Source organism: uncultured Shimia sp. (assembly GCF_913054185.1).
Classification (GTDB): Bacteria; Pseudomonadota; Alphaproteobacteria; order Rhodobacterales; family Rhodobacteraceae; genus Shimia.
In genome coordinates this window covers 20,061-34,169 of sequence record NZ_CAJXIV010000036.1, presented here as the reverse complement: position 1 = coordinate 34,169, position 14,109 = coordinate 20,061, and the positions used below count along the sequence as shown (strand labels likewise).

The 14,109-nt window shown below is 57.9% G+C and carries 15 protein-coding genes; 6 read left to right on the top strand and 9 right to left on the bottom strand.

Annotation, left to right across the window (positions count from 1 at the left end; translation table 11 throughout):
- The 3 genes from QZ517_RS09685 to QZ517_RS09675 form a co-directional block, all read left to right on the top strand.
- On the top strand, positions 1-180 hold a 180-nt coding region (locus tag QZ517_RS09685), incomplete at its 5' end, for a DUF6778 family protein (RefSeq protein WP_366766024.1).
- 57 nt (positions 181-237) lie between these two features.
- Positions 238-1,449, top strand: a complete 1,212-nt coding sequence (locus QZ517_RS09680; protein ID WP_294225831.1) for an RSP_2647 family RNA methyltransferase — start codon at positions 238-240, stop codon at positions 1,447-1,449.
- Positions 1,446-1,991 (top strand): RSP_2648 family PIN domain-containing protein, encoded by a 546-nt coding sequence (locus tag QZ517_RS09675; RefSeq protein WP_294225828.1) that lies wholly within the window; start codon positions 1,446-1,448, stop codon positions 1,989-1,991. Before QZ517_RS09680 ends, QZ517_RS09675 begins: the two co-directional genes overlap by 4 nt.
- 67 nt (positions 1,992-2,058) lie before the next feature.
- Here QZ517_RS09675 and QZ517_RS09670 read toward each other — a convergent pair whose 3' ends face one another.
- The 7 genes from QZ517_RS09670 to QZ517_RS09640 all read right to left on the bottom strand — a co-directional run bounded on the left by QZ517_RS09670 (position 2,059) and on the right by QZ517_RS09640 (position 8,197).
- Positions 2,059-2,751, bottom strand: coding sequence for a M48 family metalloprotease (locus tag QZ517_RS09670; RefSeq protein WP_294225825.1), 693 nt, complete (start codon positions 2,749-2,751; stop codon positions 2,059-2,061).
- 41 nt (positions 2,752-2,792) lie between these two features.
- Entirely contained in the window at positions 2,793-3,941 is a 1,149-nt protein-coding gene (locus QZ517_RS09665) for a Xaa-Pro peptidase family protein (RefSeq protein WP_294225822.1), read from the bottom strand.
- Positions 3,942-4,015: 74 nt separating this feature from the next.
- Entirely contained in the window at positions 4,016-5,200 is a 1,185-nt protein-coding gene (locus QZ517_RS09660) for a VWA domain-containing protein (protein ID WP_294225819.1), read from the bottom strand.
- A gap of 3 nt (positions 5,201-5,203) precedes the next feature.
- On the bottom strand, positions 5,204-5,371 hold the full coding sequence (locus QZ517_RS09655; protein ID WP_294225816.1) for a hypothetical protein: 168 nt from the start codon (positions 5,369-5,371) through the stop codon (positions 5,204-5,206).
- Between the two features lie 6 nt (positions 5,372-5,377).
- Positions 5,378-6,748 (bottom strand): DUF2927 domain-containing protein, encoded by a 1,371-nt coding sequence (locus tag QZ517_RS09650; protein WP_294225813.1) that lies wholly within the window; start codon positions 6,746-6,748, stop codon positions 5,378-5,380.
- Between the two features lie 2 nt (positions 6,749-6,750).
- On the bottom strand, positions 6,751-7,203 hold the full coding sequence (locus tag QZ517_RS09645; protein WP_294225810.1) for a GNAT family N-acetyltransferase: 453 nt from the start codon (positions 7,201-7,203) through the stop codon (positions 6,751-6,753).
- 154 nt (positions 7,204-7,357) lie between these two features.
- Positions 7,358-8,197, bottom strand: a complete 840-nt coding sequence (locus QZ517_RS09640) for a MoxR family ATPase (RefSeq protein ID WP_294225807.1) — start codon at positions 8,195-8,197, stop codon at positions 7,358-7,360.
- A 186-nt stretch (positions 8,198-8,383) separates the two neighbouring features.
- Here QZ517_RS09640 and dksA point away from each other — a divergent pair, with 186 nt between their 5' ends.
- Entirely contained in the window at positions 8,384-8,806 is a 423-nt protein-coding gene (gene dksA / locus QZ517_RS09635; RefSeq protein ID WP_294225834.1) for an RNA polymerase-binding protein DksA, read from the top strand.
- Positions 8,807-8,903: 97 nt separating this feature from the next.
- A complete protein-coding gene (locus QZ517_RS09630) occupies positions 8,904-10,091 on the top strand; it encodes an FAD-dependent monooxygenase (RefSeq protein ID WP_294225804.1) in 1,188 nt (395 codons plus the stop codon).
- Positions 10,092-10,218: 127 nt separating this feature from the next.
- On the opposite strand, the gene QZ517_RS09625 is transcribed toward QZ517_RS09630, so the two are convergent.
- Positions 10,219-11,112, bottom strand: coding sequence for a LysR substrate-binding domain-containing protein (locus tag QZ517_RS09625; RefSeq protein WP_294225801.1), 894 nt, complete (start codon positions 11,110-11,112; stop codon positions 10,219-10,221).
- A gap of 108 nt (positions 11,113-11,220) precedes the next feature.
- Between QZ517_RS09625 and katG the strand changes: the two genes are divergently transcribed.
- A complete protein-coding gene (gene katG, locus QZ517_RS09620) occupies positions 11,221-13,404 on the top strand; it encodes a catalase/peroxidase HPI (protein ID WP_294225798.1) in 2,184 nt (727 codons plus the stop codon).
- A 55-nt stretch (positions 13,405-13,459) separates the two neighbouring features.
- Here the strand turns inward: katG and QZ517_RS09615 are convergent, their stop codons facing one another.
- A complete protein-coding gene (locus QZ517_RS09615) occupies positions 13,460-14,071 on the bottom strand; it encodes a GyrI-like domain-containing protein (RefSeq protein ID WP_294225794.1) in 612 nt (203 codons plus the stop codon).
- Positions 14,072-14,109: the final 38 nt, after the last annotated feature.

Below are 14,109 nucleotides of genomic sequence, written 5' to 3'. Positions count from 1 at the left end.
ATGGCCTTTGAGGCGGAAGCCCGTGGTTTGACCCAGAAATACCGCATCACCCAGCACTTGGCCCGTGTGGTGCATGATGAGCTGACCAAAGCTGAAGGGTTTGTTGAACCTGCGCGTGGGGTCACCCAGCGGATCCAGCCGTTGGCACCGGTGGCGCTTGAGGTGGCTGCGGCGGAGTAACATCGCCAAGCGCAGAGAAGGGTTTTCACACCCGAAATAAACAAGTAGGAGGGCGGCATGTCTATGTCGTCCTCATCTCCGTTTGTGCGCCCTGTTGTGCGCATGAAACCGAAAGCCAACGCCCGTGCAATCCGTCATGGATTTCCCTGGGCCTATGATAACGAGCTGGTCACAGACCGGCGCACCAAGGCGCTTGTGCCCGGCACCCTTGCGGTGCTGGAAGATGACAATCGCCAGCCCATGGGGGTGGTGGCGACCAACAGCCACAGCAAGATTTTCTGCCGCATGTTGGATCGTGATCCCGAAGCGCAAATTGACCAAGCGTGGTTTGAGGCAAAATTTGCCCGTGCGCTGGCCATGCGCGAGCGGGTGTTTGATACGCCGTTTTACCGGTTGGTCCATGCCGAGGCGGATGGGGTGCCCGGTGTTGTGGTGGACCGGTTTGGGGACACTGCTGTGGTGCAGCCCAATGCAGCCTGGGCCGACACATTGTTGGAGCCGCTGGTTGCGGCCTTAGTGGCGGTGACTGGCGTGACCAACGTGCTGAAAAACGGCTCAGGTCGCGCGCGGGTTTTGGAAGGCCTTGAAGAGCACAGCGCTGTTATGGCGGGCGCCGCGCCGGACGCGCCGGTGTCAGTTGTGATGAACGGCGCGACGTATATGGCCGATCTGACCGGTGGTCAGAAAACCGGACTGTTTTTTGATCAACGTCCGAACCATGCTTTTTCGGCGGGACTTAGCAAAGATGCCAAGGTGTTGGACGTGTTTGCCCATGTGGGTGGGTTCTCTTTGGCGGCCTTGGCTGCTGGGGCGAGCCATGCCACGGCCGTAGATGGGTCTGCAGCGGCGCTGGAGTTGGCGCAGGCGGGCGCCGAAGCAGCTGGCGTGGCGGAGCGCTTTGCGACGCGCAAGGGCGATGCCTTTGACGTGTTGACTGCGCTGGGCGAAGAGGGTGCAAAATTTGACGTTGTGATTTGTGACCCACCGGCGTTTGCACCATCCAAACCAGCGCTTGAGAAAGGTCTGAGGGCCTATGAGCGCGTGGCTCGGCTGGCGGCACCTTTGGTGGCTGAAGGCGGGTATCTGGGGCTATGCTCCTGTTCCCACGCCGCTGATTTGGCACGGTTCCGGGGCGCGTCGGTGCGCGGGATTGGCCGGGCTGGGCGACAGGCACAGCTTATCCACACTGGGTTTGCGGGACCGGACCATCCATTGATGCCGCAACTGGCGGAAAGCGGATATCTCAAGTCGCTGTTTTTCCGTCTGTGAAGCGCCTGCTCCTAGACACCTGCGTTTTGTATCCTACCGTGATGCGGGCGGTGTTGTTGGGCGTGGCCAAGACCGGTGCGTTTGAGCCGCAGTGGTCAGAGCGGATTTTGGAAGAATGGGCGCGGGCGGCACGCAAGCTGGGCCCAACCGGTGAGCCGCAAGCACGGGGCGAGATTGCTTTGTTGCGGGCGGCATGGCCTAAGGCTGCGGTGACGTGGAAGCCTTCGCTGGAAGATCGACTGTATTTGCCTGATGAGCATGACGTGCATGTGCTGGCGGCAGCGATTTCCGGATCGGCAGATGCCATTGTCACGATGAATGCGAAGGATTTTCCAAAGCATATTTTGGCGGAAGAAGGTCTTGAGCGGATTGCGCCGGATGAGCTTCTGCGCGGGTGTTGGGAGACCGATCCCGAAGGCGTGGCAGCGGTCTGTGAGGCGGTGCGGCAAGAGGCTGAGCGGTTGAGTGGCGAGGCTTGGGAAATGCGCAAGCTGTTGAAAAAGGCGCGGCTGCCGAAGCTGGCGAAAGCTGTGAGCATGTAGGATCTAGGGGCTTTGCCCTGTCACAGCGAGGCGGTGATCCCCAAGATATCAGGGGAACGAGAAACGCTTAGGTTTTGGTGATGCCCCATTTGTGTTCGAGCTTTTCGATGGCTTGAATACGCTCCTCGGTTTTGGGGTGACTGAGCAGCCAGGCGGGTGTGCTGGCGCCGTGCGCACCGGTGAGGTGGGAGAGTTTCTCAAACAGGGATTTTTGCGGGGCGGTGCCAATGCCAGATTTCACCAGAAGTGCGGCGGCATACGCATCTGCTTCATACTCATCCCCTCTTGAGAGGCGCGACGACAGCAGACTTGTGGCGGTGTTGGCCACCAAAGGGCCGATACCAGGCAAGAAGCGGTTCAGAACCATGGCGAGGGCGGTGCGCAGGGCGTTTTGGCCGGAGAAGTCGATCATGCGGCGGCGGGAGTGGCCCAAAGCCACGTGACCCAGCTCATGGGCCACCACGGAGGCGATTTCGTCGGCCGTCACATCGCCCGCACGGTAACGGTTGTAAAAACCACGGGTCAAGAAAATGCGCCCATCTGGCGCAGCCAGGCCATTGACCGGCTCAATCTCATAGATGTGCACGCGGATGCGCGGCAGATCGAGGGCCTTGGCCATGTCCTTGATCAGCGGATTGAGGCGTGGGTCAGCCAGCTCGGTGGATTTGGCGTCCAACTCACGCGCGGTACGCCAGGCAGAAAAACGCATCATCAGCAGGCCATAGAGCACTGCGATGAGAATGGGCATCAGTTTGATCATAAGGTAGATATGGAAGCTCCGGCGGCGGGGAGCAAGGGCCGTTAGAGTTCAAAGAGTTGTGGTGTGTGTCGCGAGAGCCTTTCTGTGCCACTATGTGAGCACAATACGGAATGTCCCAAACACATGGCTTCGCCTGTTGCATCGTCCATCAAAATCATATGCAGGAAGAAAACCTGGTTTTCTCGCATGATCTGCGGGTTGCCTTCGTAAAACATCGGGAAGTCTACCCAGATCGGTGCAAACACGGCGCCCATTCCATATCCGCAAGCCTGAAGCCTAGCGTGCTGAAAGCCATGTGCATCAAACGTGTCGGCATGGGCGTGGAACACATCGCCCATAGGCGCGCCGGGGCAAATGGCTGCTTCGCAGGCCGTTAGGGCCTCATTGGCGGCGGCGAACATTTTGCGGTGCTGATTGCTTGCTTGCCCAACAATGAGCGTTTGCATCATGGCCGCATGATAACGTGCATATGCGCCGGACCATTCGATGGTCAGTTGATCTTGTGCTGACAGGTGGCGTCGTCCGGAAGCCGATCGGCACAAAAGGGCACGTTCGCCTGATCCAAGAATGAACTCGTTCCCGGCATAGTCACCTCCCCCTCGGAACACTGCGCCTTGCATTTCCGCAAGTATGTCCCCCTCAAATGCGCCAGCTTTGGTCGCTCTGAGAGCCGCGTCCAGCGCATCGTCGGAGAGGGCCGCGGCGGTTCGGTGCATCGCTATTTCCGCATCTGATTTGTCTCGACGTAGATCTGAAATGAGATCGCTATAGTCGACAAGATTTGGAAGTGTGTTGCGCAGTTGTTGGCCCCAATAGTCTGTCAGCCCAGCAGTCTTGGACTCATAGCCAAGCTTGGCGTCGGACATCCCCAACTCTGCAAGTAAGCGAGAGAGATCCGCTATCGGGTCCGCGCCCTGCGCCTCTGACCAGATGTGAATGTGATCAATTTGTAAGGTGCTTGTGAGCTGTGCCTGCAGCCGGTCTGGCCTGCGGGTGAGAAGGTGAATGTCACCCGACCTGGATAGGACCATGCATTGGAACAGGGCAAACCCAAAGGTGTCGTATCCTGTCAGCCAGAATTGGCTTTCTGGTGCAAATAACAAAATGGCGTCCAGCCCTTGCTTGGATAAGGCTGATTGGGCGCGCGACACGCGGTCTTGATATTCCTCAAAGGAAAAGTGGTGTGGCATGCCTACCTCCAGCTGTCACGTCACTAGAGGATTATGTTTTGATGCATTTTTCAAGCCGCGACTTCGCTGTCACGTCAGCGGGTCAATTCCCGCATGCCGCGTTCCAGACCTTCGAGGGTCATTGGCACCATGCGGTTTTCAAAAATATCGCGGATCATGCCGATGGAGTGGGTGTACTGCCAATGTGCCTCTGGCAAAGGGTTGATCCACAGGTGGGAGGCCCATTGATCTCGGGCGCGTTCCAGCCAGACTTGGCCCGCTTCTTGGTTCCAATGTTCGTTGGCCCCGCCTGGGTAGGCAATCTCATAAGGGGACATGGAGGCGTCACCTACAAAGATACATTTGTAGTCCGGCCCATAGGTGCGCAGCACTTCGTGGGTGGGGATTTGATCATTCCAGCGGCGTTTGTTGTCGCGCCACACACCTTCGTAAAGACAGTTGTGGAAGTAATGGTATTCGAGGTGTTTGAACTCTGCACGGGCGGCGGAGAAAAGTTCTTCGACCACTTTGATGTGCGGGTCCATCGAGCCGCCAACGTCCAGAAACAGCAGCACTTTTACGGCGTTGTGGCGCTCGGGACGGGTTTTGACATCGAGATACCCATGTTCAGCCGTAGCCTTGATGGTACCATTCAAATCCAGCTCTTCGGCTGCGCCTTCGCGGGCCCAGCGGCGCAGGCGTTTGAGGGCCACTTTGATGTTACGGGTGCCAAGTTCAACGGAGCCGTCGAAGTTTTTGAATTCGCGTTTGTCCCAGACTTTGGTCGCGCGCTGGTGGCGACTTTCCTTTTGGCCAATGCGCACACCCTCGGGGTTGTAGCCATAGGCGCCAAACGGCGAGGTGCCAGCGGTGCCAATCCACTTGTTGCCACCCTGATGGCGGCCTTCCTGCTCTTTGAGGCGCTCTTGCAGTGTTTCCATAAGCTTGTCGAAGCCACCGAGGGCTTCAATCTCGGCCATTTCCTCTGCGGAGAGGTGCTTTTCAGCCATCTTACGCAGCCACTCTTCGGGAATGTCGACGGCGTCCAGGACGTCCTGCGCGGAGATTTCGCCCAAGCCGTCAAATGTGGCCGCGAAGGCGCGGTCAAATTTGTCGATGTTGCGCTCGTCTTTCACCATGATGGTGCGGGCGAGGTAGTAGAAACTCTCCACATCATAAGTGGCAAGGCCAGCCTTCAGCCCTTCGAGAAATCCCAGAAACTCGCGCAGCGAGACCGGCACACGGGCGTCACGCAGGTTTTCAAAGAAGGGCAAGAACATGGGTCAGAGAGCCATACGGTGGATGATCAGCGTGATAAACAGGCCGAGGATGGCAAAAATCATCGCGTAGACCGCGCCGTATTGCAGGATGTCGGCGCGTTTGCCGCCACGTTTCTTGGCCAAAGTGCCACCGGTGATTGCGCCAAGCAAAGCGCCGAGAAGTACAAACATGGTGTCCTAGGATCTCCCTTTGATCGGGCTGAGTGCCGAGATCTCGCGCAGTTTTGCGCGCACGGCCCAGTCCGGGCCAAAGCCGTATCGTGCCCAGCCAAGACTGTCCAGACGCAGGGCGCCAGCGTCCTCGAACTTGCCTTCCATCTCCAGGGCCTCTGCTTGCAGAAGCATAAGGGTGGACAGCAGCGCAGCATTCTCAAAGCGGCCGGCAGGGGAAATTTGTGGATTTAGGATGTTGAGGGCTTCGCGGCTATGACCGGCGCTGATGGCGTAGGCGGAGAGTTGTGTCGCTACAAAGGCGCGGTGCGGGCCGTAAGGTTCCGCAGAGCGGTAAGCGTGGTCGGCGGCTTTGAAATGCGTGTGGGCGGCGGCGATATCTTGCGATTGCAGCAGACGACCCAAAGCGTAATGGGCAAAGCCGAGGCGATGGTCTTGCCATCCATTATCCTGTGCAATCACAAGCGCTTGGCGGGCCGCGGATCGACGATTGGCCGGCGAAGTGCCAGGGCCAAGGGCGGTTTGTACTGCGTTGATCCAGGCGCGTGGGGTCTCTGGTAGCGGATTGCTGGACAGTTGATCACCACGGGGATTGATGCGTGACAGGATTGATGGCAGGCGGGAGGCCACTTCACCACGGGTCATGCCATTGCGCAGGGTTGGGTCGTAGTAGGCCCGCAGCACGGTCATATCAAAACCGGTGAGCACCGCGTGGATGTTGTCGTCATTAAAGACGCTGTCGGGCAGGCGGTAGAGATCGTTTAGGGGACCAAGGGCTTGGGCCAATTCCTCGTGCAGACAATCGCGGGTTTCCTGCGGGCTGGTGTCATTGGGCAGAAAAATCGCGATCTTGTCGCGGCTTTCCAAAAGCGCCCAGTTGGCCGCGCCGCTGCGCCGCGCCGAGCGATACTGTGACAGCGAGGAAATATTGGGCACCACAAAGCAGGCCGCTTGGGGCAGGGCTTTGCGGATGTCCCGGCGAGAGACGGCCTGAATCGTGATGTTGGCGGATGGCGACTGTGTCAGAGAGATGTCGATGCGCGCTTCATTGCGCAGACGTGCCAGAAGGGCTTTGAGGTCCGACATCATGCCGGTGGGGGGGGCACCGGTCACGCGTACCGTGATTGGGCCTTCAAAACGGGTGAGGCGCTCAAGAGTACGGCCACTTTCCAACTCAAAGCTGAGGTCAAGAAAGTCGCGGGCGATGTCGCGGTTGGAGCGGTTGGGTGGAATGGGACGTGGTGTCGAGAAGGCTTTGACCGGCGGCAAAGTGGTGTCACTCACCGCGGCGCGGGTGGGTACGCCGTTTTGACCAACCGGCGTACAGGCCGCCAGAACAAAGGCCAAAGGAATCAGTGAAGACAGAAAAGAGCGCAAAATCAGGGCCTTTGATACTTAATAAACGGGGACAACTGCCCGATTCGATCATAGAGTTTGCGGGCGTTGGTGTTAAATTCTTGTGTCATCCAATACACGCTTGGCGCGCCGGCGTCATCTGCGGCTTTGTAAACCGCTTCAATCAGTTTGCGACCGACACCTGTGCCACGGACGTCTGGATCGGCGTAGAGGTCTTGCAGATAACAAACGTTTTCAACCTTCCAAGCGTGGCGGTGGAACAGGTAGTGGGTCAAACCAATGAGTTTGCCGTCCAATTCTGCAACCAGACAGGAGTAATCCTGTGGATCGTCACCCAGGAGGCGCGCGAAGGTCGAGGCGTAAACCTCTTCGGTCACGGTGCTTTCGTAAAAGGTGATGTAGTCGGTCCAGAGCCGGCGCCACTCTGCGTGGTCGGCTTCGGTGAGAGGGCGGATGAGGACGTCAGACTGAGACATTTGGTGCGGACTCCGGTTGAGGGCCAATTCCTGCTACAAAATCAGGCCTTAAGTGGATCGTAAGATGCGCAAAGACTTGAGCAAAAACGCGGTGCGCTTGGTGAATTTGAATGGCCCACATGGGTGCAGTCCGTTCAAAAGTATTGGCAGAGGTTTAGCGACCGGACCGTGCCATAAAGGCCAGGCGTTCAAACAAATGTACGTCTTGCTCGTTTTTAAGCAGGGCGCCGTGCAGCTTGGGCAGGGCGTTCGCGCCATCGCGTTTGAGGTCTTCGGGCGACAAATCTTCGGCCAAGAGCAGCTTCAGCCAGTCGATCACCTCAGATGTGGACGGCTTTTTCTTCAAGCCAGCAGTGTCGCGGATCTCGAAGAACTGTGTGAGGGCGGTGGTCAGCAGGGCCTCTTTGATCCCAGGATGATGCACCTCAACGATCTGCTTCAAAGTCTCCATTTCGGGGAAACGAATGTAGTGAAAAAAGCAGCGGCGCAGGAAGGCGTCGGGCAGCTCTTTTTCGTTGTTGGAGGTGATGATGATGATCGGACGGTGCTTGGCTTTGATGGTCTCGCCAGTTTCATAAACGTGGAACTCCATCTTATCGAGTTCTTGCAACAAGTCGTTGGGGAACTCGATGTCTGCCTTGTCGATTTCATCGATCAGCAGGACAACTTTCTCATCAGAATCAAAGGCATCCCAGAGCTTTCCGCGTTTGATGTAGTTGCCAATATCATGCACACGTTCGTCACCAAGTTGGCTGTCGCGCAGGCGAGAGACGGCGTCATATTCGTAGAGGCCTTGCTGTGCTTTGGTGGTGGACTTTACGTTCCACTCGATCATTTTGAGACCCAAGCTGCGTGCAACTTGCATGGCCAGTTCCGTCTTGCCGGTGCCCGGCTCACCTTTGACCAATAGGGGGCGCTCCAGCGTCACGGCAGCGTTGACCGCCACGGTCAGATCGTCGGTGGCCACGTAGTCTTTGGTACCCGAAAACTGCATAAAATTTCTCCGCCCGTTCGCCTATTTCGGCGCGCACCCTATCGTGAACATATTTTGTCCGCAATGTGCGGTTAACAGGTAGTGACATTCCCCAGCCAACGGAGTATTGGCTGGCACGGAGAGAAGGGGGGTTACATGTCTGAATTGAATACCACGATGGACGTGAGCCGCGATGAGGGAGCAGAAATGAAAGCCGAAACTTTCCTGCCCGACGACTATCGTCCCGCAGAAGATGAGCCGTTCATGAATGACCGGCAGGTTGAATACTTTCGACGTAAACTATTGAGCTGGAAAGAAGATTTGGTTGCGGATACCCGCGACACGATCGAGGGGCTGCAAGATGGCACCCGTAATATTCCGGACGTTGCCGACCGCGCCAGTGAGGAGACTGATCGCGCGCTTGAGCTTCGCACCCGGGATCGCCAGCGCAAATTGGTGAACAAAATTGACAGCGCTATTCGCCGTATTGATGAAGGCGAATATGGGTACTGCGAAGTGACGGGGGAGCCTATCTCGCTCAAACGTCTGGATGCACGCCCAATCGCGACCATGAGCCTTGAGGCGCAAGAGCGCCATGAACGCCGCGAGAAAGTTCACCGCGACGACTAAAAAACGAAGTTGCCTGTGACGGAAAAACGCAGGCAATGATACCAAAAACAAAGACGCTGGGGCTTTTGCTCCAGCGTTTTTGCGTTAGGGTTAAGCCATGGATTTGCAAGGTAAAAAAATCACCATCATTGGTGCAGGGATTGGCGGCTTGACGGCTGCGCTTGCCCTACATCAACGGGGCGCCAAAGTGCATGTTTTGGAGCAGGCCGAGGCGATCACAGAGGTTGGGGCGGGCCTGCAAGTCAGTCCCAATGGAATGGCCGTGCTCAAGGCGCTGGGCGTCGACGTTGCGCTTAAAGCGCGCGCAGTGCGTGCGGACGCGGTGGAACTGCGCGACTATGCGGCAGGGCGCCTGGTGAGTCGGCTGGATCTTGGATTGGTGTCTGAAAATGACCCGCTGCGTCCAACAGAGTATTACTTTGTGCACCGGGCAGATCTGATTGATGTTTTGGCGCAAGCCGTTCGAAAATCGGGTATAAAAGTGCTTTTGCTTCAGCAGGTTGAGACTGTTGTGCCTGGTGATCGGCCCAAGGTTATCATGGCCAATGGCGCGGAGATGACGGCGGATTTGATTGTGGGTGCGGACGGGTTGCACTCCAAGGTGCGCCCGGCGCTCAACGGCACGGTGGCACCGTTTTTCACTCGGCAGGCGGCGTGGCGGGCGACAGTGCCCAACACCATGGCACTTCCGGATGTGGTTCAGGTGCATATGGGGCCAAAACGTCACGTAGTGAGCTATCCGCTGCGGGGTGGTGAATTGGTCAATATTGTCGCTGTGCAAGAGCAGGTGGGCTGGACGGAAGAGGGTTGGCATATTCCTGATGATCCAGTCAACCTGATGGAAACATTTAAAGATTTTGGCGGTGGTGTGCGACGCATGCTGGCGGAAGTCAGTGATGTGCGCAAATGGGGGCTGTTTCGTCATCCGGTGGCGCCGGTCTGGCACAAAGGCCACTGTGCGCTATTGGGGGATGCTGCGCATCCCACGTTGCCGTTTATGGCGCAGGGCGCTGTCATGGCGATGGAAGATGCCTGGGTACTTGGCGATGCCCTTGAAAAAGCGGAAGATTTTGAAGGTGGCTTGGCCGCGTATCAGGACCGGCGCAAGCAGCGTGTGACCAAGGTCGTGGACACGGCCAGCAAGAATGCCTGGAAATACCACCTAAGCAATGGACCCCTGCGCATGGCGGCGCATATGGGGATTCGTATGGCGTCCACATTGGCGCCGCGAAAGATGATGGGGCAGTTTGACTGGATCTATCAATACGATGTCACCAAAGAGTGAAATGTTGCGCCGGTGAAGAGCGGCATTAACCAACATTTTGCGCGTCGGTATTGTGTCTGTATGGCGACTGTTTCGCGTTGGTGCGGGAATTTGGGCTGCTGACGCGCTTAAGGCACCGAACGTTGCGCTAGAGCGTTTCCCCGACGTCTCGCACCAGATCAGATAATTGTGTGAGCTGTGCCGCAAGTGGGCTGCTTTTTCGCCAGATCATACCAATGGTGCGGGCCGGTTGCGCGCCGGCAAAACGGACGACGTTCACGGCGGCGGCAGGTGTGTCCACAGGGATGGCCATCTCGGGAATCACCGTGACGCCCAGACCTGCGCCAACCATCTGCACCAGCGTCGAGAGGGAGGAGCCGTCGAGGCCTTCGTGGGGGCGGACTGTTGGCAATGAGCAGAAAGACAGCGCTTGATCGCGGAAGCAGTGACCTTCTTCGAGCAGGAGCAGACGTTCGCGTTCCAAGTGGTCCGGGGCTGGCACGGGAGCGGCGGCTTCGGAGTCCGGGCGGACCAGGACAAACTCTTCTGACCAGAGGGGCACCTCGGTGAAGGCGGGCTCTGACACTGGCAAAGCGACAATGGCGGTGTCGATGCGTCCGGCGTGCAGTTCAGCTATCAGATTGGCTGTCATGGTTTCGCGCACCATGAGCGCCATGTCGGGGAAAGTGGTTTTCACCTGCCGCAGTAGGGCAGGCAGCAAGTAGGGCGCGATGGTGGGAATCACACCGAGGCGCAAACGACCGGTGAGGCCGGATTGGGCCGCGCGCGCCATGTCGCCCAATTCATCGACGCTGCGCAAGATGTCGCGCACCCTCACAAGCACGTCTTCGCCAAAGGATGTGAGGCGTACACGGCGGGTGGTGCGCTCCAATAAAGGGGCCCCAAAGCTTTCTTCCAACTCCTTGATTTGCACGGATAAGGCAGGTTGTGAAATGGAACACACATCCGCCGCGCGACCAAAGTGGCCGTGCTCAGCAAGCGCGTCAAAATAGCGAAGTTGGCGGAGGGTAAGGCTATTCATAGGGTGAAGTTATCAATGTAATCGGAAAATGCAACTTCCCCCAATCAGTTTTGCCTGCTTAGACTGGTTCCAGAGATTACGTGACCCATCAAAAGACAGGAGAACGACATGGACGGAAACATGAAATCAGGTGGCTGCCCGGTGATGCATGGCGCGGTGACACAACAGGCGCGGGGCAACCGCGATTGGTGGCCAAACCAGCTGAACCTGCGGATTTTGCACCAGAACTCAGCCAAGTCCGATCCTATGGGCGCTGCGTTTGACTATGCTGAAGCGTTTGCCAAGCTCGACTATAAAGCGCTGAAAGACGACCTTTATGCGTTGATGACAGACAGTCAGGAGTGGTGGCCTGCGGATTATGGTCACTATGGCGGGTTGTTCATTCGTATGGCGTGGCACTCAGCAGGGACCTACCGGACAGCAGATGGCCGCGGCGGCGGTGGCACAGGGCAGCAGCGGTTTGCGCCGCTGAACTCTTGGCCGGACAATGGCAATCTGGACAAGGCGCGGCGGCTGTTGTGGCCGATCAAGCAGAAGTATGGCAATGCGATCAGCTGGGCGGACCTGTACATTCTGGCGGGCAATGCGGCGATTGAGAGCATGGGCGGCAAGACCTTTGGCTTTGCCGGTGGTCGCCCGGACGTATGGGAGCCGGAAGAGGATGTGTATTGGGGCGCGGAGGCTGAATGGCTGGAAGCGTCTGGCGGCGAGAAATCGCGCTATTCCGGGGATCGTGATCTGGAGAACCCGCTGGCCGCGGTGCAGATGGGCCTGATCTATGTGAACCCGGAAGGGCCAGATGGGCAACCGGATGTATTGGCCTCGGGACGCGATATTCGCGACACCTTTGCCCGCATGGCAATGAACGATGAGGAGACCGTGGCGCTCGTAGCCGGGGGGCATACCTTTGGTAAAGCCCATGGCGCGGGCGATCCTGATTTGGTGGGGCCGGAGCCGGAAGCGGCACCAATTGAGGCGATGGGCTTTGGTTGGATCAACAAGCTGGGCACCGGCAAAGGTGGTGATACCACCACGTCCGGCATTGAGGGCGCATGGACGGCCAACCCCACCCAGTGGGACAACGGCTATTTTGACCTGCTGTTTGGTTATGAGTGGAACCTGACAAAGAGCCCGTCAGGCGCGTGGATTTGGGAGCCGGTTGATCCGAGCGAGGACGACATGGCCCCGGCGGCGCATGATGCCAGCCAGAAGGTCAAAACCATGATGACCACCGCCGATATGGCGATGCGTCTGGACCCAGCTTATGGCGCGATTTCCATGCGGTTCCATGAGAATCCGGAAGAGTTCCAGGATGCCTTTGCCCGTGCGTGGTTCAAGCTAACGCACCGCGATATGGGACCGCGGGCGCGGTATTTTGGCGCAGAAGTGCCTAGCGAAGAGCTGATCTGGCAGGATGTCATTCCGGCGTCAGAGACTGATCTGTCTGACGCGGATGTGGCAACGCTGAAAGCGGGTGTGATGGCGTCTGGTCTGTCGGTGAGCGATCTGGTGAAAACCGCTTGGGCGTCGGCAAGCACCTTCCGCGGCAGTGACATGCGTGGTGGCGCCAATGGGGCACGGGTTGCGTTGGCGCCGATGAAAGATTGGGATGCCAATGAGCCAGCAGAGTTGGACCGAGTGTTGTCTGCGCTGGAAGGCGTGAAAGCCGACTTTGGAAAGCCAGTGAGTTTGGCGGACCTGATTGTGATTGGCGGCGCGGCGGCTGTGGAAAAAGCGGCGGCGGATGCGGGACAGGCTGTCTCTGTGCCGGTCACGCTGGGCCGGGGCGATGCAACGCAGGACATGACCGACGTGGAAAGCGTTGGCATGTTGGAGCCGCAGGCCGATGGCTTCCGCAATTATCAGAAGGCGCAGTATACGGTGTCTCCTGAGGAGCTGTTGGTGGACAAAGCGCAGCTTTTGACCCTGACCGCGCCGGAGATGACGGCGCTGGTGGGTGGTCTGCGGGTGCTGGGTGCCAATCATGGTGGTGCGACGCATGGCGTGTTCACGGATCGGGTTGGGCAGTTGAGCAACGACTTCTTTGTGAACGTGCTGGACATGGGCACCACTTGGTCGGACGCGGGCGACGGTGTTTATGAAGGCAAAGACCGCGCAAGTGGCGACGTGAAGTGGACTGCAACACGGGTTGATCTGGTGTTTGGCTCCAACTCGCAGCTGCGGGCGTTGGCTGAGGTCTATGGTCAAACGGATGGGGCTGCCAAGCTGGTGCAGGATTTTGTCGCCGCCTGGTGCAAGGTCATGGATGCGGATCGCTTTGATCTGACGTGATCTGAGCAAGGTAAAAAGAGAAAGGCGCGGCGGAGGTCGCGCCTTTTTTGTTGGGCTAAACCCTGCGAACGGGATGACGAAGGACCGTGCGCAGTTTTTCTGGGGCGGTTTTCCTCGGGTCCCCCAAATAGATCTCGTGATGGTGGCCGTTTTCGGTCAGGCCGTTTTGCGGTAGGAACTCTTTGTGCAATTTGGCGATGGTGGGGCCCTCTTCGCTATAGGGGCCAATGTGCAAAATTTGGGCGCAGAGGCCTTCGTTGAAGGTTTCACGGCGCAGGGACCCTGGCGGGGTGCCGAGCTTTTTGGATGCTTTCTCGACGCTAGCGGAGAAAGCGGCGTCGTCCAGCCACTCGGGCAGCATGATCATCATGGTCCAGTGCCATTCGTCACGTCGGTCATCGGTGTAGGCGGTCATGTCATTGGCCCACCATAGGCCTTCCAGCGGGGGCACAACGTAGTCTTTGTCCAAGGTTTGTTTGGAGAAGAATTTTAATCCGTAACTGACCGGATAGAGCCAGGACAGTGCGTGTTGATAGGCCTCGTTGCCGGGCGCGCCTTGGCCGTCGATCTTTACAAACGTCATTTCGGGAACCTCTACCAGTGCGAAGTCTTTGGCGGAGGGGACGTAGAGATGTTTGAGGGTCTTCTTGAAATCGATCTTGGTCATGATGGTGTCCTTGAGTGGGGACCGGCATAGGCAGAAAC